Raw genomic sequence first — 20005 nt, 5'->3', positions numbered from 1 at the left:
AAGGGGCGTTATTAATGTCCGAAGAAAAAATATATGATTTAATTATTGCTGGTGCAGGACCTGCTGGTATGACGGCAGCTCTTTATGCATCTCGTGCTAACTTGGATACCTTAATGATTGAACGTGGTATTCCAGGGGGACAAATGGCTAACACGGAAGACGTAGAGAACTATCCTGGATATGATCATATTTTAGGACCAGACCTATCCAATAAAATGTTTGAACATGCGAAAAAATTCGGTGCAGAATATGCATACGGTGATATAAAAAATGTCGATGACCAAGGTGATTTCAAAATTATCCATGCTGGTTCTAAACAATACAAAACGAAAGCCCTAATTATTGCAACGGGTGCCCAATATAAAAAACTTGGTATCCCAGGTGAGGAAGAATTAGGTGGTCGTGGTGTATCTTACTGTGCCGTTTGTGATGGTGCGTTCTTTAAAGAAAGAGAATTGATTGTTGTTGGTGGTGGAGACTCTGCTGTTGAAGAAGGGGTTTACCTAACTAAATTTGCAAGCAAGGTAACCATTATTCACCGTCGTGAGGAATTACGTGCACAAAAGATTCTTCAACAACGTGCATTTGACAATGAAAAAGTAGACTTCATTTGGAATACAACAGTAGAAAAAATCAATGGTCCTGATGGAAAAGTGAGCAGTGTTACGTTGAAGGATGTTCATACAGGTGAAGAATATGAAAAGCCTGCGGATGGTGTTTTCGTATATATCGGTATGGTACCGTTAAGTGAACCATTTAAATCTCTTGGTATTACGAATGAGGAAGGGTATATCGTAACAAATGATAATATGGAAACGTCAATACCTGGAATCTATGCTGCTGGTGATATTCGCGACAAAAAACTTAGACAAATTGTAACCGCAACTGGTGATGGTTCAATTGCCGCACAAGCAGCACAAGCATATATCGAAGAATTAGAAGAGAAAATTAAAGCGAAAAAATAGGATGTATTTTGAAAGTAAAAGCATCTTAACGTGTCTGTAACACGGACGAAACATTTATGGGGTACAATAAGAATAACTAATTGACCCCCTTTTTAATAGATAGATTAGTTTTGGCGCAGATGTTTATCATCTGCGCATTTTTTTTATTTCGTAGGATAATTGGCGGATGGCATATAAAAAAAGGAAAAATAATCATATTCTTGTAGCATTAAATTGATTACATGTATAATAGATATAGTAGTATACAATTTAACTACATTCGAGATGTAGATATATAAAAATCTAAGCGAACGGTATGAGGTGATACAAGTGACAAATGTTGAACAGGAGACAAAGATGGTTATTATAACTGGAATGTCTGGTGCCGGTAAAACCGTCGCTATTCAGAGCTTTGAAGATTTAGGCTATTACTGTGTAGACAATCTCCCACCGGCCTTACTACCAAAATTTCTTGAATTAATGCGGGATTCAACCAACAATATTCATAAAGTTGCCCTAGTAATGGACCTTCGTGGCCGAGAATTTTTCGATTCCTTATTCGAAGCACTCGACCTGCTAAGTGATGAAGAGTGGTTAGATGAACATATTTTGTTCCTTGATGCAAAAGATCAGCAGCTAGTTACACGATATAAAGAAACTCGACGCTCCCATCCTTTAGCATTTGGTGATTTACCATTAAAAGGTATTGAGCAAGAACGTCAAATTCTTGACGAGATGCGAGGTCGCGCACATCGTGTGATTGATACATCTAATTTAAAGCCACGACAATTACGGGAGAAAATCCTTAATTACTATGCTGAAGAAAAACAGGAAATTTTTTCTGTCAATATGGTATCCTTTGGCTTTAAATATGGAATTCCAATTGACGCTGATCTAGTGTTTGATGTGCGTTTTCTTCCAAATCCACATTATGTCGCCCACTTACAGCCTTTAACAGGATTAAATCAGGATGTATCCTCCTATGTGTTCAAATGGTCGGAAACACAGAAATTCCAGGAAAAAGTGTTGGATTTATTACAATTCATGCTTCCACAGTATAAGAAGGAAGGTAAATCTCAGCTTGTTGTAGGTATTGGGTGTACAGGTGGCCAACATCGATCTGTAGCACTAGCAGAGTATTTCGCAAAGAAATTAGCAGCTAACTATATTACACATGTCACACATCGAGACATTGAGAAGAGAAAGGGCCATTAAATAATGACAGAACAGAAGCTACCACGGATTGTGGTAATTGGCGGAGGAACTGGGATGCCAGTTCTTTTGCGTGGTCTAAAAAGCCTCCCTATAAAATTAACTGCATTAGTTACGGTTGCCGATGATGGTGGAAGTACCGGAAGAATTAGAAATGATATGGCAATTCCTGCACCTGGTGATATTCGCAATGTTATCGCAGCAATGTCGGAAGTGGAGCCAATGTTAATTCAGCTTTTTCAGCATCGATTTGTGAATGGAAATGATTTATCTGGCCACTCTATGGGGAATCTCCTATTAGCTGCGATGACATCCATTACCGGGGATTTTTATACTGGAATAAAAGAGATTTCTAGAGTGTTAAATGTGAAGGGGAAAATCTACCCGATTTCCAATGAAAACATTAAACTTTGTGCCGAGATGAAAGATGGAACCATTGTGGAAGGGGAATCTAATATCCCTACATCTGGTAAACAAATTAAGCGAGTGTTCCTAAATCCGGAAGATGTAACACCACTTCCAAATGCAATTAAAGCAATTGAAACTGCTGATTTAATAGTCATTTCACCAGGGAGTTTATATACTAGTATCATGCCCAATTTAATTATTCCGCATATAGGTGAGGCATTACAGCATGCAAAGGCTAAAATCGTCTATGTCTGTAATGTGATGACTCAATATGGCGAGACGACAGGTTTCTCAGCAAGTGATCATGTACAAGCCATTACCGATCATGTTGGCAAGCATGTCCTTGATGCGGTCGTAGTAAATAGAAAGCAGATTGATCCAAAGATTCGTAATGTCTATGCTGGAGAAAAGGCAGAGCCAGTAGAATATGATATTGAACGATTATTGGATATGGGCTTAGAGATAATAGATGGCGATATCATTGATTATTCCAAAGGTACGATTCGTCACGACACAAAAAAAATTGCTACCCTATTGTATTCATTAATAAACAAATAAGGTAAAGGAGGGAGTAGAATGTCCTTTGCTTCTGAAATTAAAAAAGAACTAACTGCTACAGAGATTGAGGATTGTTGTTCTTATGCAGAGCTAGCGGCACTTATTCGGATGAACGGTACAGTGTCCTTGTCCAACTTTAGGTACACATTAGATGTGCAAACAGAAAATGCAGCAATTGCTAGACGTATCTACACATTAATAAAAGCTAGCTTCTCACCGATACCGGTAGAGCTTTTAGTACGTAAGAAGATGAAACTTAAGAAGAATAATGTGTACATTGTTCGTCTAAAGGAAGACGTCCATGAAATGCTTACAGAATTAGGCATTATGAAGGATTCTTATACATTTGTACGAGACATATCGCCCCAATACTTAGAAAAAGATTGCTGTAAGAGAGCCTATTTACGAGGGGCATTTCTAGCAGGGGGATCGATTAATAATCCAGAGACCTCTTCTTACCATCTAGAAATTTCCAACACGAGCGAAGAGCATAATGATGCCTTATGTGAATTACTAAATTCTTTTGGCTTACGTGCAAGGGTGCTGGAGCGTAAAAAGGGATTTATTGTTTATATGAAGGAAGCGGAAAAGATTACCGAGTTCTTAAGTATTATTGGAGCAAATAACGCCCTATTTAAGTTTGAGGATGTACGTATTGTAAGAGATATGCGTAACTCAGTAAACAGACTTGTAAACTGTGAAACCGCTAATTTAAATAAAACAATTGGTGCTGCTTTCCGTCAAATTGAGAATATTAAATTGATCGAAAGAACGGTAGGACTAGAAGCATTACCTGAAAAGCTACGCGAGGTGGCGTTGTTACGGGTTCAACATGAGGACGTATCGTTAAAAGAATTAGGGGAATTAGTTTCTAGTGGTAAAATTTCAAAGTCAGGTATTAATCACCGACTTAAGAAAATAGATGAATTTGCAGAAAAAATCAAACAAGGCGAAATTTTGTCTTAACTTAATTGTCATTTTGGATATTCATGATATAATAAAATATCATGAATATTTTTTTATTATACATCATGCTGTTTGCGCTTACTTTGGGGGGAGGATGAGGATATATGGTGGAGAGAGTTGTTACAGTTGAGCTTGAAACGGGGTTACAGGCTAGACCTGCTGCACAATTTGTGCAAGAAGCAAATCGCTATTCCGCGCATTTATTTTTGGAAAAAGAGGGCAAACGAGTAAATGCAAAGAGTATCATGGGGCTAATGAGTTTAGCGATTACAACTGGTGAATCGATAAAATTAATTGCAGATGGATCAGATGAGGAAGTAGCATTGGATCATTTGGTATCTTTTGTTAGTAAGAAATAAATTCCTTTACGTATTTAAGTATGTGAAATAGATAACATTATAGACAGCAAAAAGAGAGGGTGAATGCCCTCTCTTATTACTTTCCTATTCTGGTTTACGCTCTAACACTTTATCAATTAAACCATATTCCACAGCACCTGCAGCTGTCATGAAGTTATCACGCTCTGTATCACGGTTAATTACTTCAATTGGCTGACCAGTACGTTCAGAAAGAATTTTGTTTAAGTTTTCTCTCATTTGAATGATGCGTTTTGCATGAATTTCAATGTCAGTAGCCTGACCTTGTGTACCACCTAGTGGTTGGTGAATCATTACTTCACTATTAGGTAAAGCATATCGCTTACCTTTTGCACCAGCTGCTAATAGGAAAGCACCCATAGATGCAGCCATTCCAGTACAAATAGTAGATACATCAGATTTAATAAATTGCATGGTATCATAGATCGCCATACCAGCAGTGATGGATCCACCTGGTGAGTTAATGTATAGGGAAATATCTTTTCCAGGATCTTCAGCTTCTAAGAATAATAATTGAGCGACGATAGAGTTTGCGACATTATCATCAATTGCACTTCCTAACATGATGATTCTGTCTTTTAATAAACGGGAATAAATATCATATGCGCGTTCACCACGATTTGTTTGTTCAATAACTGTAGGTATTAAGTTCATTGGAATTCCTCCTTTAATCTTTTCCTATGGATATATCCAATCTTTGGATAATTTTATCATATAACAATGGTCAATTAAGGTCAAACAAAAACGTTCGACTAATATTTTATCTTGTTTATATTGTCAAAAGCACACTTTCCATCATGCCCGCCAGATGAACGAATTAAACCATTTTCAACTAAAAATACTTGTTAATTAGCTCTACAGACGTTATAATAGCCTATGTGTTCAATTTTTTGATTAACTAAATACTATGCGCCCATAGCTCAGCTGGATAGAGCACTGGTTTCCGGTACCAGGTTTGCCGGGGGTTCGAATCCCTCTGGGCGCGTCTTAGAAAAAATAAAAGCAAGGGATAGAGGGCGACTCTTCCCTTGCTTTTTAGTTTGCCAGGCATCCGCGTATCCTCTAGGGTTTCAGTTCCTAATCTCGGACTTAGTAGTAATGCTTGTATCCTTTCAACTATCGATTCCTGTATATCTTAGTATGGTACCAATCTTTATGACTAAGCTAATATTTTGTAGGTATATCATCCAGTACAATTATTTTATCATTCCGAATAACATAACTGTATACTATATCATTATTGTCTTTTAAAATAATGAATCCTCCATATTTTTTTCCATAACTTCCTTTCCAATTGTAGTTTCCTTTAACCATTAGTATACCAGGGTTTTGATATCCTTTTTCTTCTTTTAAATACTCTACTGCAATTTCTTCTGATTCTATAATTTTTTTAGGATTTCCATAGATAAAAGCACTATAAGTACTATATAAAGTTCCTATCGCTTGAATTACTAGGGTTATCACAAAGGTTATTTTGACATATTTTGACATTTTCTCACGGCCTTTAAGTATATGCATAATGTATATGAGGTGTTCATTTTTTCAATTTGGGGTGAGGAGAGAATATGAATAACACTATCAATAATTACTCAGTTAATAAGATAGCTTACTTAATTATCTATTTCACCCTGTAAAATAATCGAGTCAAATAGCCAAAAAATGATTGCAGCTGATCCACTAATAACATAGTACGAAGTCATAATAAATGGGTTACCAACATCATCCATTAAAAAGAATACAATAGCAGAGGCTACCAGTGCGCCTACAACATAAACTAGCAAGTATGGGATATAAAACTTTTTAGGTTTCAAGCTAAGCATAATCTGGATCGTAGAAGCAAAAAGTAAGTAAAAGAGGAAGTAAATTATAGTATACATAACTGTATAACCAAAAACAAAGCTATGAAAAGTTATTACAACTGTCAGTATACCTAGAGTCACTGCTGATAGAAGAGAACAAAGAATCGAGAAGGAGATAACTAAATCCAGATCAAGGTCCTTTAATTTTTTCATACCTTCACACCCTATCTCTATCATACTATAACTATTATATAGGAACCAATACATATTTTAAATAGATGAAATTATTAGGTAAGGTATGAAGGTAAGTATATAAATAACAAACAATAAGGTGGATACTTTTGTGTATCTTGATTCAAACAGATTACGTAAACCATGATTAATAATCCCCGAAATGAAAACGCAAAAGCATAAGCCTAAAGCACTTATAGACACAATAAATAATAGTTGTTCCATTAGATAACCCGCCTTTCTAACTAATTGTTAATTTAATCTTAGCAAGAGGCAGTTCGTATACAAAATCGAATTATATAACAAATAATGATATGGTGTGACAGTATTGTCACACCATATCATTCAGTTTTAACTAACCCTACCTGGTTTCCGGTACCAGGTTTGCCGGGAGTTCGAATCCCTTTTAATCGCGTCAAAAAAGCAATGGATTAAGTATTTCTTATCCCCCCTTGCCCTTTTTGAGAAAAATAAAGTTTGCAAACCTCTTCTTAACTACATACCCAAACATAAGTCATTCCCATCAAAATTCAATTTACTCTGATACATTTCTAGTCTTCTAAGTGCAAAATCAAATTCAACATTAAAAATGCTTATAATATCCGTTACAGTAGGTGTGTGTATTTTTTCCAACATAAAGGTTGGAACGCAAAAGTGATAAGCAAAATGGTTCGCTTGCCATTCTTGAAGGTCCTTAAAGGATTTTTTCATGGTCAGCTGGTTACCGAAATGCCTTAAATAATGACAGATTTCATGCCCGAATAATTGCCATTGTTTTTGTTTAGTATCATATTGAAGAATAATGTTATTACCATATCTATAGGTAGAAGAACTGTAATAAAGATTAATCCCAAGTTTATTGGCTATTTCTTCTATATCTAATTGTTCAGGACGGCTAATGGATAAATTATGATATAAGTTGAAAACATAATCTTCTAAATGTGTATACATTTCATTCCCCCTATGTTGAATAATACGAATATATGTTCTGTTTTATAGTAAAAGATTAGGCGTGCAAGTTGCACCCCTTTAAAAGTCCATGTATGAAATTAACTTTATTCTTTTTAGTAAGTGATATTTTTCAAAAATATGATTCTAATGCGATCTAATCTTCTTTATTTCTTACTTAATTTAAATTTTATAAATTCATATACCTCTTCTAATTGTTCTGGTGTCATGTTGGCAAGGTCATTAAACATCAAATCCGCTTCATGGAATTCGCTAGTAATCTTATCGATGATTTTAACCTTCTGAAGCTCTTCAGGATCCGGATTGGAATAAAGCAAATCGGAACTACTGATTTTTTTCTCAGGTGCAAACCCAGCCATTATGAAGAGGTCATCCAAATTTAGGTCTAGCTTCTCAGCCAATACTCGCAAGGTGGGTTTAGAAGGAATGTGTTCTCCACGTTCAATTTTACTTAAATGGGAGAAACTGATACCTGTCTTTTCGGATAGAGCACGTAAAGACATTCTGTTATGTTCTTTACGATAATTCCTCAAAAACTCTCCAATTTTATTATTATCTACCATACTTATCACCACTGGTTCCTCGACTTATTTGTTATTGTATCGTAAAACAACACAAAAATAAAGAAAAATCTATTATGTGTTGACATTTAACACTAAATAGATTATCTTAGTGTCAAGATACAACACGTAGGGACACCCATTTCTAAAAAGGAGGTCATACTATGCCAATTTATAATAGGCTTTTATAGCTTTCAAAGAGGAAAATGTGTCAGAACACAACGTGGGGGGAGTATATTCTTAACACTAAATCGATACAAAATAGTTAGCAACTCTCTAATTATCAATGGAGAGTATTTTCATAAAAGTTATGTGTCAAAAAACAACACAAAAAGATGTCATCTATTAACAATAGTACGCATACTATGAATGTTTGATAGACCTTATAAATTAGCAAGAGCAGTAGACTTAGCCGAAATATATCTTATTGAAACTACAATTAGATTGTGAGATTCAAGAACAACCAAAAAATAGTAATAGGATAGTTTGTGAGAAGTATAGATAGAGGAGTGAGGTAGATGGCTAGATTTAGAATGGTGCATACGGAGTTCTGGGATGATCCTAAAGTGGTAGAGGAAATGACACCTGAGGATAAGTACTTTTTTCTATATCTCTTAACGAACGCAAACACGACACAAATTGGTATATATCAGATAACCAAAAAACAAATGGTATTTGATACTGGCTATTCTTTAGAAAGTATAAACGCACTGTTAGATAGATTCATCAATCATCATGAAATTGTTGTTTATAACCCGATTACAAGAGAAATAGCATTAAGAAATTGGGGTAAATATAACTTCAATAGAGGTGGTAAACCAGTTATCGATTGTGTCAAATCAGAATTGAATCAAGTAAAGGACAAGTCCTTAATATCCTTAGTTGCAGAACGAATCGAAAAGCAAGAAATTAAAAAAATTTACGATTCGTTCTACGATGCGTCAACGATTAGTGGACAAGAAGAAGAAAATCAAGAAAAAGAAGAACAAGAAAAAGATAAAGAAAAGAAGCGTGCAACTACTTCAAATGCTATTGCCTTTTATCAAGATAATTTTGGACACTTAAGTCCACATCTTGCAGAAGAAATCCTAAGTTGGGTAAATAACCTTGGAAACGAAATGGTAATCGAAGCTTTAAGTAGATCCTTAAATAGAAATAAGCCTAACTGGGGCTATGCCAAAAGTATCTTATTATCCTGGGTAAAAAAGAATATTACGAATATCAACCAGGCTAAGGCCGAGGAAATAATGTATCCGAAACAGGTACAAAGCGAAGTTGTACCTGATTGGTTCATAAAACGTAAGGGGAACGCCAATCGTTTTTCTAAAGAACTGGAATCCAGTCGAGAGGAAGTTGCAGCTATGCTAGCCCATTATAGGAAAAGTACGGGGAGTAGCTAAATCAATTTTAAAGGAGGAATCGATATGAAAGAAATATCAATTATGATTTTATTACTAACCATTATGGTTTATGCCATTATGGTAATAATTTATCTCAACCTTTACAACAAGGCTAAAAAGAGAATTAAGCTGCTGGAAAGGGAGAACAGAATTTTATTATGGAAGAACAGGAGGAGATAATATGAGATTAAAAGATATTCCTATTAAGAGAGGTGTATTAACCATGGACATCAGTGAAAGTCAGAGCCCATTTGTAGTTGTCTATAGTCAAGGAAAGGCTAGAATTACTTATTTACCTGAACATGGTGAGACAAAGGTTGTTACACATCAAGGGAAGGTAAAGCGAATTAAGTTTGATGAAGGGGAAGAATTTTGAATAAAACAAGCTGAAAAATAGATTCTTTGAATCTTGCTAGAGTTAAAAACGGCGAATAAATCGTTCTACCAGTAAGCTGGAGGACACTGAATATTAGCTACGGCTAATGTTTAGTGGCCTCTTTTTTGTTTAAATTCATATGAAGAGTTTGGAGGAGATTAGATGGGTGAAAAAACAAAGGATAATTGGGCGGATAAGTTAATTTTAGAGTATGAACAAAGCAAGCAAGAGCTATACAAAATGAAAAACAATCTAGGAGATTCATTGCTCGATCAGTTAGATAAGACACAGATAAATAGCATGATTGAAACGGTTCAAGAAGCAATTGATTGGATGTCTACCGGTCGAGAGCCAAATAAAATACGAGGAATTGATAAAAAGGCAGCTTATCAACGAATGGCAATAGAGGATATGGACATGTTTCCATCATTGGAGATAATTCCTCAAGAACGGAAATTAGATGAGAAGGAAAAAAGTACGGTTCTCAATATACTAGCAGAGATGACACCGAGACAGAGGCAATGTTTTCTATTGCACACTGTCTATGCGCAATCATTCGCGGAAATAGCTGAGGAATTAAATATTGGAAGAAGTACAGTCCAAAAGCATATTGAACGTGCGAAGAGTAAGATTTGTCGTGCAAATGTCGTATGAAGTTCTTAATAAGTGAAGGGAGCTTTTTCAAATGGAGCTCTTGGATTAAATAGACTATACACAAAGTATATTGAATGTGCGAAGAGCAAGATTTGTCGTGCAAATGTCGTATGAAGTTCTTAATAAGTGAAAGGAGCTTTCTCAAATGAAGCTCTTGGATTAAATAGAATATACACGCTTTATATATTTTATCTGAGCGATTATCAAAGTCTCCTAAGCTTATTGGAGCCTTCAATACGGTGGAATAGGAATAGTGTGGAGTGTGTATATAGGGTAGGAGGGATTGAATGATTTAAGGGAGTTAGGGAAAGGAAATCTGAATTTACTAAGCTAATCTGAGCCAAGTAATTCATGCAACCAAGTAATGTCAACATGATTCCTGAAATCTAAGCAGGAAATCAATTACTTCACGTTATGGTTGAAGTAAAAATGTATACAAATCTAGGAGGTAATATAATGGATCCAAAACGTGCAATGTTAGAAGGGAAGAATAAGATTCTTCTTTTTCGTAAATTAAGTGAGGCAAATACAGAAGCAGCAAAATTATCATTTCAAACTAGTCATACGTTTGATTTTTCGCGAGATGCAGAAGCAATTATGACAAAGGATGGAACAATTAGGAAGTTAAGTGAGTTAGAAAGCGAAGTAACAGGAATTGAAGCGATTCAGGCTAAAGACGATCCTGTAGCAACTATGCTTTTGGAAGCGGTGCTTGAAGGGGACAAAATGGAACTGTGGGAAGTTACCGTTGATGAGGACCTAAAGAACGAGGATGGAAAGTATCCCGCTATCTATTGTCAGGGTTACATGACGAGTTGGAGTTCGGAAAATGGTGCAGAAGATGAAGCAACTTATTCAGGCGATTTTGCAATTGAACTAACACCTCAGTTTGGCTTTGCTACACTTACGGAAGAACAGCAACAAGCTGTTCAATATGCATTCCAAGATACAACTCCAGAAGGGGATCAACAGTAAGAGGAAGCATTAGAAAAATGATATTTTTACAAGCACAAAAAGTAGCTGCTGAATGGCAATAGCAATTTAAAATATAGGATTATAAGAGTGGGCGTATAGCCTTCTCTTATAATTACAAAAGAGGAGAACTGGCCGTGAACTTTAAAATTAATAATAAAGACGTAAAATTAAAATTTGGATTAAAGTTTTGTAGATCATTAGATGAAGTATATAAAGTAGATTATCAAGGTCTAGAATTTGGAATGGGAGTAAACTTTGCCTATATGAATTTAGAGCAACGTAATCCGGTTGCTATAGCGGAGATAATTAAAGCGGCATCTGCTCATGTTGGTTTTTCATCAGATGAAATCGATGAAGCGGTCGAACATTATGCTGAAGAAAACGATGGATTAGAGAAGCTTTTTACCAATTTAATTCATGAAATGGGAAAGTCTCAGGTAGTAGCGTCAACAATCAAGCATTTTCAGGAAAACGCAAAAGTAACGAAGTAAGCAAGAATCAATCATTAAGAACGTATGAGCAGATAATAATCAATTGTTTTCGCTATTTAGGCTGTCAATCTCTTTATGAGATTGAGATTATGTCAATTTACGAATATCAAATGAGAATGAAAGCTTTTAATCTAGCGAGAATTGATAAAGAGTATGTTAAGCACCAACAGGCATGGTTAAATCATCAGGTAACACTTACAAAGGAACAAGGTAAAAAACAAGTCCCGATCTATAAACGATTCGAGGACTTTTTTGATTACAAAAATCGTATTAAAGAAGTAGAACACGACGAAAAACGTGAAATCACTCCACAAATACGGAAAATGGCACAAATCGCTGCCGTGGTTAATGGTGGAAGGAGGTAGATTGGTATTGCTGAACAATATAGCTTTGAAGCTTTTATAAAAGCAACGGGTATAGATAAAGTTGCCAAAGGTATTGATGACACAACAAATAATATAGAAGGTATGCTTTCCAAGGTAAAGAGCGCGGCATTAACTGTTAATAATGCATTCTCTGCCTTGAATATAGAGATTAATCCAGAAAGTGTTGCTGTCTTGACAGGGATTTATAAATCAATAAGTGATACAGTATCAGTTATTGATAGTTCAATCGATACATTTAATAAATTTCCAGACGCATTAAGTAATTTTATTAATTTGAGTAAAGGGTTAATGAACCCTATGGGTATAATCATTGGATTACTAATAGGGCTAGTATCAGTGTTTGTCTATCTGTGGAGAACAAATGATAGTTTTAGGGACGCAGTGATTAATGCCTTCAATAATATTAAAGACGTAGTTATGCCTATTGTCCAATTAGTCGGCGATTTTATTATGCAAATATGGGGCTATGTAGTTGAATGGTGGAGCGAAAATGGCGACAAACTACTTTCTGTTGCTTCAAGTGTATGGAATACCATTTCAGAAGTTGTGACGCTTGTAATTCAAGAGGTCGTGAACTCGGTGAAGGAAATTTGGGGTGCGCTCGTAGCTTTTTGGGATGAGCATGGTGAAATGATACTTGAAGTAGCACAACGTGTATGGAATAAAATTTGGGATGTCATTAGTTTTGTTTCAGAGGTTATCTGGAGTGTAATTGAAGGGGTTATAACTAATATCTTCAATATAATGCAAGATATTTGGCCTTCCATACAAGGGATTATTATTACAGTTTGGGAAGTAATTCAAGGAGTAATAAGCGGGGCTACTGATTTTATCGTGGGAATAATACAGTTCTTTAGTGCTCTATTTAGTGGTAATTGGTCTGGTTTATGGGATGCAGTGAAACAGGTTCTTAGTGGAGCTTTAACTATTATAAAGTCCCTGATAAGTGGTGCATTTAATCTTATCAAGGGCATTATTTCAACCATTCTAAATACCGTAAAAAGCATAGTTACAACTGTGTGGAATAGTATTAAAGAAGCTATATCAAATATTTTAAATAGAGTAATTGATACAGTGACTGGTGCATTTACCTCGGTTAAAGATGCTGTAACAGAGGGAATTGGGAAAGCTCTAGATATTGTATTTAACATTGGTGATAAGTTCCTAGAAGCTGGTAAAAATATTGTTACGTCCATTGCAGATGGTATTATGGGCGCAATTAGTTTTGTAACTGATGCAATTGGTAATGTAACACAAAAAATCCGTAACTTTTTACCATTTAGTCCAGCGAAAGAGGGCGCTTTGAGGGACATTATGAAAATACAAATTCCACAATCGATTGCGAAATCCATTGATAATGGAAAACGGGTTGCTGTTAGAGCTATGTCGGATTTGACGACTGCTATCAATGATGAAATGCCTATTACGGATATTGGTGGGGTTGTGGCTGGAATTAATCATCAAGCCAATGGACAATTAAATCACACGATTAACAGTGAAATATTTGTATCTAAACAACCGGCATATATTAATCTTGCAATCGGTGGAAATGACTTCGAGGGATTTGTTGATGACATAACTTCCGTTCAAGATCGAAAAACAAAAGTTAAGAAACTATTTTTATAGGAGGTGCTTTATGTATAAATTTGTAGATACAGTTGCAGGAAGTGGTACAGAAAGCACTTCCATGTCAATCGAGACAGTATTTAATTCATTTAATCTCGATCAATTACTTACTGACAAGGATGGTAGTTTCATAACTCTGACCGTTAGTGGTAGAAGTAATATAGATCAGAAAATTAATACTGTAGCTGTTCCCGGAATGGATGGATTAATAGAGCAAGATGGAGCGAATTTAGAACCTCGTGAGATAACTGTCATGTATAAAATAACGGATCGTACCAATGAGGGATTAAGGAAAAGATTGGACCAGTTAAATTCATTATTAGTGGGCTCCAAAAAGGAATTGTCATTTACTGATGAGGATGCTCTGTTTTATGCAACCATGCAGTCAAATCAATTACCAGAAGAAGATTCTAACACGTTAAATGGTACGATTATTTTTCTTTGTTCGGATCCTTTAAAATACGGACCTGAACAAACAGAGAATTTTGAATCAGAAGTACACACAGTGACTAATGATGGCACAGTACATGCTGCTCCAATTGTTGAATTTATAGTAAGAGAACCAATCACGTTTGCAATGATTCAAAACAACAGCAATCCGAATAAAATAGGGGATCAAGTTTACCCAAATTATACCATGCTTGGGAGACCAGTAGATGTAGAGAGCCAAACTCCTTATTTAAAGTATGAGAGAATTTTTTATTCTAACGGTGACAGTTTAGTAGGATTTGTAAATGCTTCTAATAGTGATATTGACGGTGGGATTGTTGCTGGAGATATCATAACTAGGAATAGTAGGTTTGTAGCAGATTCTTACGGAGAAGGTTCTAGTTGGCATGGTCCAGCTATTAAACACTCGTTATCTGAGCCGTTAAGAGATTTTCGTATGAAAGCATTTTTAGGGTTTTTTAATAGTAAGGCAGGGCAGGTCGGACGTGTTGAAATTTATCTTAAGGATGTACTTGGTCGTGATGTCTGCAAAGTTGCTTTAAAAGATACTTCTACTGGGAGAGCTAATACCCGGGCAGAGTTTAGAGCTGGTGGATTAACTGACGGTAAATATATTATAAGTGAACATGGTGATAATGTTGGCACTTGGAATAACTTTTCTGGTCAAGTCCATATTGAAAGAGAAGGGAACAAGTGGTATTGCTATTTAGCGAAAGTTGACACATCTACAGGTCGACACCATGCAAGACGTACTGTGGAGTGGGAAGATAGTGAAAACAAATATACGAATCAAGTAGCTCAAGTAGTCATTCATATAGGTGCTGTAGGAAACCACTTGATACTAGGATCCAATACTGGCTTATCCTCTATTAGTATCGATAAAATCAACCAGAAAACAAATGGCGTTCCATTTATTGCAGGCGAGGGTGATATTATCACTCTCGACAGTTTAACCGGTGACGCTTTTATTAATGGAGAACCACGTAATGATTTACTTGATTTTGGCTCCGACTTTATCAGTCTTGTAAAAGGTGAGAATCAGTTGGTGGTACATCCTAACAGCTTTGATACACTACTGAGATATAGAAAACGGTATAGATAAGAAGGGAGGATAAGCTTTGACTAAAATTTTCATAATAGATGGTCAAACTGATGACTTTTTAGATTGGATAAATAAACAGGATGTAATTGACAATATTCATGAACGTGATATGTCAGCTATGCTTGAAACATTTAAGTTTACTGCATTTGCTGACAGACGTTATTCGCAACATCTAACAGATAAAAACAGATTAGTTATTCCCGGTGAAGATGGTGAGTACCGGGAATTTGTTATTAAGTTGACTGATCGATATCGCGATAGTGATGGTGTAAATCTTATTGATGTAACTGCTTTAGCTTCATTTCAAGAGCTGATAGGGGCAAAAGTAGTATCACCTACAAAAACAGCCCAACAGTCAGCGGAAGTACATGTTAGAGAAATTCTAGCCGGTACAGAGATAGAGGCGGGCAATGTTGCTTACAAAGGATTGCGAGCAATTTCTTTCGATAATTACACTGATCCATTTTCTGCTTTAAAAAAACTAGCTACAGAGTTTGAACTAGAACTAGACTTTAGGGTTGAAATAAATAGCAATCGAATCACTAAAAGATATGTAGATTTAGTTGAGCGAGTAGGCGGATGGAGAGGTAGACACGTAGAGTTCGGAAAAGACCTTCAAGGTATTAGAAGGAAGGAAGATTCCAGTGAAATTGTAACAGCCCTCTTATGCTTAGGACCTGAAATGGAAGACGGTACACGATTAGAAGTGTATGTAGAGGATAAAGAAGCACTAGAACGATGGGGGCGCAGAGGTCAGCATATAGTAAGTATATATGAACCTCAATCCGAAGGCCGTGATATGACTGAGGAAAATCTTATTAGACTTGGTAAAGCCGAGTTAAAAAAACGTATTAACGCAATTGTAAGCTATGAAGCCAATATCATAGATTTAGAACATATAACCAGAATGGAAAATAAAAGGATTCGTTTTGGTGATATTGTAAAAATAAAAGATACTACGTTTAATCCGCCCTTGTTCGTAGAAGCCCGTATTTATAAGCAAAATCGGAATATCTTTAATCCAGCAAGTAAAAAGGTTGAGCTCGGAGACTTTATAGAATATACCGTCGAACAGGTCCAAAATAACTGGAAAGCTATTCGTGATGAAATTGATAGGAAAGTAAGGATAGCTGAACTTTCTATACATCTTTTTGTAGAAGATTTTGCGGAAAAACAAATTCCTGAGCAAGTAATTCCTCCAAATCCAATAGAACACCCTAAGTGGATTGATACTAGCCAAAGTCCAGCACAATTGAAATTGTGGGATGAGGAATTACAGGAATGGACAACTATAAAAGGGGAAAAAGGAGATACCGGTCCACAAGGGCCAAAAGGTGATCAAGGAATACCAGGGCCTCCGGGTGAAGATGGACAAACCCCTTACACACACATAGCTTATGCTAATAGTTCAGATGGTACTGTTGATTTTAGCACTAACAACCCAGACAGAGAATATATTGGTATGTATGTAGACTTTAATTCACAGGACTCAACCAATCCTAGTCACTATAAGTGGACATTAGTTAAGGGACGTGATGGCTCACAGGGTGTACCAGGACCACCAGGGGAGGACGGAAGAACACCTTACTTCCATGTGGCATATGCGAATAGTGCTGATGGACGCAGTGGATTCAGTACTACAGACTCTTCTAACAAATTGTATATCGGTAATTATACTGATTTCGTTAAAGCTGACTCAAACGACCCTACTAGGTATACCTGGACGAAAATCAAAGGAGACAAAGGGGACAAGGGAGACCCAGGTCCTAAGGGTGATATCGGACCTCAAGGACCAGCTGGTAAAGACGGAATAGCCCATATGGGACCGATGCCACCAAGCAATCCAGCTATTAACACTACTTGGTTCCAGACCAATGTGGCTATGACTGAAATCATCGCTATCAAAAGATGGAATGGTAATACCTGGACAACCTCTCAATTCGATGCAGACACTTTAAATATCAGGGAGCTATCCGCCATATCGGCAACACTTGGCAAAGTAACTGGTGGGGAAATTACAGGTGTCAAAATTACTGGTGGTAGTATTGAGTCACAGACTGAAATAAAGGTAGCAACCGATTTAAAAGTGGGAGACAATATTTTTATGGGCAATGGAGCAGGAACTAAGACAATTTATTTCAATCCTAATACTTCAGGCAAAGTGCCATATATACAAGGTATATACTCCGCACAAGAGGAATTGACAATCCTATTCTTATATGATGGAAATGGTGGCAGTATTATGTTGGATAGTGGTTATACCAATATGAGAACGACGCGATTAGACATCTCGGACCTAATTTCTAACAGTAAATTTTCATTTCAATTTAAAGAACTCTTAAATCATGGATTCCTGGAATCGGGCAAAATAGGTCTTAAATTCCTAAATGGGGCAGTGGAACAATTACAAGTTAGGAATGCGAATGACACTGAATACAGAGATCTGGCGGTTAGGGACTTGAAGGTTCTAGGTAAAATAGGCACTTCTGCCACTACTAATCTTAGTCTGCTCAACGGTTGGGAAAACTATGGCGGTAGTTTTGAAATCGCTAAAGCTGTAAAGTCAGCAGATGGCATTGTGCATGTGAGTGGTCTTATCAAAAGTGGGGCTTCGGGCACTATTATCGCCCGCTTGCCAGTCGGATATAGACCATCAGCTACTCTCATATTTTCTTGCGCCCATAGTATGGCCGATTCTGCAAGAGTCTATGTATACCCTGATGGTAGAATTGTTCTAAATAGAGGTGGCGGCTCCTTCGTGTCACTATCTGGAATAACCTTCTTAGCAGTTAATTAAAAGGAAGTACTTATTTAATTTTGGACACTTTTGGTTACTCTAAGAGTGCAGTGGTTGACAACATGCTATTGTTTTGAGAAAGATCTACAGTAATACCCAATCCCCAATCTTACTAGTTGAGGGATTAAAGAACTAACTCGAGTATAGAAGGGGTTAATTTTTATGCCATACAATAGAGGAGGTAACCATGGATGAAACATTAATTCAATACTTTCTTACACAAGGACCATTTGCGGTTCTTTTTGTTTGGCTTTTTTATACAAGTAGAAAAGAGGCAAATGAAAGAGAGAAACAACTCTATCAAACAATCGATGATCAAAACGAAATATTAAAAGGATTTAGCACGAAGTATGACATTGTTATAACTAAGCTGGATGATATTGAAGAGCGTTTACCACCACGGTAAGGGCTCTTTTTTATCGCCTTCTGAGGGGAGGTGATGAAGGTTGAAGATTAACTGGAAAGTTAGATTTAGTAATCCAGTATTCTATGCCCAGCTTATTCTAGCAATCTTGTTACCCATTATCAGCTATTTAGGTATTAAATTTGAGGATTTAACTACATGGGTGATAATGGGGGATGTTCTTGCACAAGCAATCTCTAATCCATATGTATTGGCACTAGTATTGGTAAGTGTTTGGAATGCACTGATTGATCCGACAACCAAGGGCTTAAGTGATAGTGTACAAGCAAGAACATATCAAAAACCGAGAGATGATGTGTAATATTACGATACAAAAACTAACGGATTAAATAAGTGGCTAGTCCAAATGGGCAAGTCACTTTTTTAATATAAAAAATATTAGGAGGAGATTGTTTATGGCTAAAATCGCATTAGACGCAGGACATGGTATGAATACACCGGGGAAAAGAACTCCGGATGGTGAAAGGGAATGGTATTTCAACAACAAAGTAGTAGTTGCAGCTACTAGGTATTTGAATGAATATGAAAATGCCATTATTATTCGTTTAGATGACCCAACTGGGAACACCGATGTATCTTTAACAGCACGTACGAATAAGGCAAATAGTGAAGGTGCAGATATTTTGGTATCTTATCATCACAACGCTAACACAGGTCAATGGGGTACTTGGACTGGTACTGAAACCTACCATTATCCTGGTTCTTCTACTGGTCTTGCTTTAGCAAGAAAAATTCACCCGGCTATAGTTGGTGCAATGGGCTTACGAGATCGTGGTATTAAATCGGAAAACTTCCATATGCTTCGTGAATCCAATATGCCAGCAATTCTAATTGAAGGTGGGTTTATGGATTCCACCATTGATATTGTCAAAATGCGTGATGATATCGTAATGGATCGAACAGGGAAGGCACTAGCTGATGCCATTGCTTCTCATTTTGGATTAAGAAGGAAAGATAATGGAGGAACTAATACTTACACAGTACAGCCTGGTGATACATTGTGGAGTATTGCCCAAGCCCATAATATGACGGTACAACAATTAAAGGATTTAAACGGTCTTACAGGTGATACCATTTATCCAGGCCAGGTTCTGATTGTCAGTGGTGGGGTAGTTTACCACATTGTCCAATCTGGGGAAACATTGTGGGGTATCGCACAACAGTATAATACTACAGTTGAAGCTATTAAGAGCTTGAATGGAATGACAAGTGATGTTATTCGTCCAGGCGACCGTTTGAGAGTTAGGTAAGTAATTTACTGTGTAATCTAGAAGTAATCAAAAGCCCCAGTTATTAGAAT

The 20005-nt window shown here is 36.5% G+C and carries 23 protein-coding genes and 1 tRNA gene; 19 read left to right on the top strand and 5 right to left on the bottom strand.

All coding sequences use genetic code 11. The features are described from left to right. Nucleotides 1–14: 14 nt before the first annotated feature. The 5 genes from trxB to ACSKT4_RS04960 all read left to right on the top strand — a co-directional run bounded on the left by trxB (nucleotide 15) and on the right by ACSKT4_RS04960 (nucleotide 4447). Nucleotides 15–965, top strand: a complete 951-nt coding sequence (trxB, locus tag ACSKT4_RS04980; protein WP_186870575.1) for a thioredoxin-disulfide reductase — start codon at nucleotides 15–17, stop codon at nucleotides 963–965. A 336-nt stretch (nucleotides 966–1301) separates the two neighbouring features. After that, a complete protein-coding gene (rapZ, locus tag ACSKT4_RS04975) occupies nucleotides 1302–2159 on the top strand; it encodes an RNase adapter RapZ (RefSeq protein WP_186870653.1) in 858 nt (285 codons plus the stop codon). Between the two features lie 3 nt (nucleotides 2160–2162). Next, nucleotides 2163–3122, top strand: coding sequence for a gluconeogenesis factor YvcK family protein (locus tag ACSKT4_RS04970; RefSeq protein ID WP_465822931.1), 960 nt, complete (start codon nucleotides 2163–2165; stop codon nucleotides 3120–3122). An 18-nt stretch (nucleotides 3123–3140) separates the two neighbouring features. After that, nucleotides 3141–4088 (top strand): DNA-binding protein WhiA, encoded by a 948-nt coding sequence (whiA, locus tag ACSKT4_RS04965; RefSeq protein ID WP_186870573.1) that lies wholly within the window; start codon nucleotides 3141–3143, stop codon nucleotides 4086–4088. 104 nt (nucleotides 4089–4192) lie between these two features. Further along, on the top strand, nucleotides 4193–4447 hold the full coding sequence (locus ACSKT4_RS04960; RefSeq protein WP_465822930.1) for an HPr family phosphocarrier protein: 255 nt from the start codon (nucleotides 4193–4195) through the stop codon (nucleotides 4445–4447). Nucleotides 4448–4531: 84 nt separating this feature from the next. Here the strand turns inward: ACSKT4_RS04960 and clpP are convergent, their stop codons facing one another. Next, on the bottom strand, nucleotides 4532–5119 hold the full coding sequence (clpP, locus tag ACSKT4_RS04955; protein WP_186870571.1) for an ATP-dependent Clp endopeptidase proteolytic subunit ClpP: 588 nt from the start codon (nucleotides 5117–5119) through the stop codon (nucleotides 4532–4534). 255 nt (nucleotides 5120–5374) lie between these two features. Between clpP and ACSKT4_RS04950 the strand changes: the two genes are divergently transcribed. Then, nucleotides 5375–5450, top strand: a tRNA-Arg gene (locus ACSKT4_RS04950). Nucleotides 5451–5629: 179 nt separating this feature from the next. Here ACSKT4_RS04950 and ACSKT4_RS04945 read toward each other — a convergent pair. The 4 genes from ACSKT4_RS04945 to ACSKT4_RS04930 form a co-directional block, all read right to left on the bottom strand. Next, complete coding sequence (locus ACSKT4_RS04945; protein ID WP_465822928.1) at nucleotides 5630–5956, bottom strand: hypothetical protein; 327 nt, start codon at nucleotides 5954–5956, stop codon at nucleotides 5630–5632. Between the two features lie 119 nt (nucleotides 5957–6075). After that, entirely contained in the window at nucleotides 6076–6477 is a 402-nt protein-coding gene (locus ACSKT4_RS04940) for a UPF0715 family protein (RefSeq protein WP_186870569.1), read from the bottom strand. A gap of 513 nt (nucleotides 6478–6990) precedes the next feature. Further along, nucleotides 6991–7446, bottom strand: coding sequence for an ImmA/IrrE family metallo-endopeptidase (locus tag ACSKT4_RS04935; RefSeq protein ID WP_186870568.1), 456 nt, complete (start codon nucleotides 7444–7446; stop codon nucleotides 6991–6993). Between the two features lie 164 nt (nucleotides 7447–7610). Beyond that, the gene (locus ACSKT4_RS04930) at nucleotides 7611–8027 is read right to left on the bottom strand and encodes a helix-turn-helix domain-containing protein (protein WP_255488148.1); all 417 of its coding nucleotides are present in this window, start codon (nucleotides 8025–8027) and stop codon (nucleotides 7611–7613) included. A gap of 515 nt (nucleotides 8028–8542) precedes the next feature. On the opposite strand from ACSKT4_RS04930, the gene ACSKT4_RS04925 reads away from it, so the two are divergent. The 13 genes from ACSKT4_RS04925 to ACSKT4_RS04865 all read left to right on the top strand — a co-directional run bounded on the left by ACSKT4_RS04925 (nucleotide 8543) and on the right by ACSKT4_RS04865 (nucleotide 19955). After that, entirely contained in the window at nucleotides 8543–9424 is an 882-nt protein-coding gene (locus ACSKT4_RS04925) for a DnaD domain-containing protein (protein ID WP_465822927.1), read from the top strand. A gap of 24 nt (nucleotides 9425–9448) precedes the next feature. Next, nucleotides 9449–9604 (top strand): hypothetical protein, encoded by a 156-nt coding sequence (locus ACSKT4_RS04920; RefSeq protein ID WP_186870565.1) that lies wholly within the window; start codon nucleotides 9449–9451, stop codon nucleotides 9602–9604. A gap of 1 nt (nucleotide 9605) precedes the next feature. Continuing rightward, nucleotides 9606–9800 carry an XtrA/YqaO family protein gene (locus ACSKT4_RS04915; protein WP_186870564.1) on the top strand — a complete coding sequence of 65 codons (195 nt, stop codon included), beginning with the start codon at nucleotides 9606–9608 and terminating at the stop codon, nucleotides 9798–9800. A 162-nt stretch (nucleotides 9801–9962) separates the two neighbouring features. Then, nucleotides 9963–10454, top strand: coding sequence for a sigma-70 family RNA polymerase sigma factor (locus ACSKT4_RS04910; protein ID WP_186870563.1), 492 nt, complete (start codon nucleotides 9963–9965; stop codon nucleotides 10452–10454). A 456-nt stretch (nucleotides 10455–10910) separates the two neighbouring features. Continuing rightward, nucleotides 10911–11429: a phage major tail protein, TP901-1 family gene (locus ACSKT4_RS04905; protein WP_465822926.1), complete on the top strand. Its 519-nt coding sequence runs from the start codon at nucleotides 10911–10913 to the stop codon at nucleotides 11427–11429. 134 nt (nucleotides 11430–11563) lie between these two features. Next, a complete protein-coding gene (locus tag ACSKT4_RS04900; RefSeq protein ID WP_186870561.1) occupies nucleotides 11564–11920 on the top strand; it encodes a tail assembly chaperone in 357 nt (118 codons plus the stop codon). 89 nt (nucleotides 11921–12009) lie between these two features. Then, nucleotides 12010–12285 (top strand): hypothetical protein, encoded by a 276-nt coding sequence (locus ACSKT4_RS04895; RefSeq protein ID WP_186870560.1) that lies wholly within the window; start codon nucleotides 12010–12012, stop codon nucleotides 12283–12285. Between the two features lie 102 nt (nucleotides 12286–12387). Beyond that, the gene (locus ACSKT4_RS04890) at nucleotides 12388–13932 is read left to right on the top strand and encodes a phage tail protein (protein WP_186870559.1); all 1545 of its coding nucleotides are present in this window, start codon (nucleotides 12388–12390) and stop codon (nucleotides 13930–13932) included. Between the two features lie 10 nt (nucleotides 13933–13942). Then, nucleotides 13943–15484: a distal tail protein Dit gene (locus tag ACSKT4_RS04885; protein WP_186870558.1), complete on the top strand. Its 1542-nt coding sequence runs from the start codon at nucleotides 13943–13945 to the stop codon at nucleotides 15482–15484. A gap of 16 nt (nucleotides 15485–15500) precedes the next feature. Beyond that, nucleotides 15501–18281, top strand: a complete 2781-nt coding sequence (locus tag ACSKT4_RS04880) for a phage tail spike protein (protein WP_186870557.1) — start codon at nucleotides 15501–15503, stop codon at nucleotides 18279–18281. A 187-nt stretch (nucleotides 18282–18468) separates the two neighbouring features. Then, nucleotides 18469–18687, top strand: a complete 219-nt coding sequence (locus tag ACSKT4_RS04875) for a BhlA/UviB family holin-like peptide (RefSeq protein ID WP_186870556.1) — start codon at nucleotides 18469–18471, stop codon at nucleotides 18685–18687. 40 nt (nucleotides 18688–18727) lie between these two features. Next, entirely contained in the window at nucleotides 18728–19006 is a 279-nt protein-coding gene (locus ACSKT4_RS04870; protein ID WP_186870555.1) for a phage holin, read from the top strand. 94 nt (nucleotides 19007–19100) lie between these two features. Then, nucleotides 19101–19955, top strand: a complete 855-nt coding sequence (locus ACSKT4_RS04865; protein WP_186870554.1) for an N-acetylmuramoyl-L-alanine amidase family protein — start codon at nucleotides 19101–19103, stop codon at nucleotides 19953–19955. Nucleotides 19956–20005 lie beyond the last annotated feature (50 nt).

Source organism: Ornithinibacillus liuyingii (assembly GCF_055550225.1).
Note: the sequence above shows the minus strand (reverse complement) of the source record. Positions and strands in the feature narration are given on the sequence as shown.

Excerpts from the sequence above, each read along its gene's own strand:
- ACSKT4_RS04905 (WP_465822926.1), top strand. The coding sequence starts at position 10,911 with ATGGATCCAAAACGTGCAATGTTAGAAGGGAAGAATAAGATTCTTCTT.
- ACSKT4_RS04885 (WP_186870558.1), top strand. The coding sequence starts at position 13,943 with ATGTATAAATTTGTAGATACAGTTGCAGGAAGTGGTACAGAAAGCACT.
- ACSKT4_RS04940 (WP_186870569.1), bottom strand. The coding sequence starts at position 6,477 with ATGAAAAAATTAAAGGACCTTGATCTGGATTTAGTTATCTCCTTCTCG.
- ACSKT4_RS04915 (WP_186870564.1), top strand. The coding sequence starts at position 9,606 with ATGAGATTAAAAGATATTCCTATTAAGAGAGGTGTATTAACCATGGAC.
- ACSKT4_RS04935 (WP_186870568.1), bottom strand. The coding sequence starts at position 7,446 with ATGTATACACATTTAGAAGATTATGTTTTCAACTTATATCATAATTTA.
- ACSKT4_RS04920 (WP_186870565.1), top strand. The coding sequence starts at position 9,449 with ATGAAAGAAATATCAATTATGATTTTATTACTAACCATTATGGTTTAT.
- ACSKT4_RS04910 (WP_186870563.1), top strand. The coding sequence starts at position 9,963 with ATGGGTGAAAAAACAAAGGATAATTGGGCGGATAAGTTAATTTTAGAG.
- ACSKT4_RS04865 (WP_186870554.1), top strand. The coding sequence starts at position 19,101 with ATGGCTAAAATCGCATTAGACGCAGGACATGGTATGAATACACCGGGG.
- ACSKT4_RS04925 (WP_465822927.1), top strand. The coding sequence starts at position 8,543 with ATGGCTAGATTTAGAATGGTGCATACGGAGTTCTGGGATGATCCTAAA.
- ACSKT4_RS04930 (WP_255488148.1), bottom strand. The coding sequence starts at position 8,027 with ATGGTAGATAATAATAAAATTGGAGAGTTTTTGAGGAATTATCGTAAA.
- ACSKT4_RS04875 (WP_186870556.1), top strand. The coding sequence starts at position 18,469 with ATGGATGAAACATTAATTCAATACTTTCTTACACAAGGACCATTTGCG.
- ACSKT4_RS04895 (WP_186870560.1), top strand. The coding sequence starts at position 12,010 with ATGTCAATTTACGAATATCAAATGAGAATGAAAGCTTTTAATCTAGCG.
- ACSKT4_RS04970 (WP_465822931.1), top strand. The coding sequence starts at position 2,163 with ATGACAGAACAGAAGCTACCACGGATTGTGGTAATTGGCGGAGGAACT.
- ACSKT4_RS04945 (WP_465822928.1), bottom strand. The coding sequence starts at position 5,956 with ATGTCAAAATATGTCAAAATAACCTTTGTGATAACCCTAGTAATTCAA.
- trxB (WP_186870575.1), top strand. The coding sequence starts at position 15 with ATGTCCGAAGAAAAAATATATGATTTAATTATTGCTGGTGCAGGACCT.
- whiA (WP_186870573.1), top strand. The coding sequence starts at position 3,141 with ATGTCCTTTGCTTCTGAAATTAAAAAAGAACTAACTGCTACAGAGATT.
- rapZ (WP_186870653.1), top strand. The coding sequence starts at position 1,302 with ATGGTTATTATAACTGGAATGTCTGGTGCCGGTAAAACCGTCGCTATT.
- ACSKT4_RS04890 (WP_186870559.1), top strand. The coding sequence starts at position 12,388 with ATGCTTTCCAAGGTAAAGAGCGCGGCATTAACTGTTAATAATGCATTC.
- clpP (WP_186870571.1), bottom strand. The coding sequence starts at position 5,119 with ATGAACTTAATACCTACAGTTATTGAACAAACAAATCGTGGTGAACGC.
- ACSKT4_RS04960 (WP_465822930.1), top strand. The coding sequence starts at position 4,193 with ATGGTGGAGAGAGTTGTTACAGTTGAGCTTGAAACGGGGTTACAGGCT.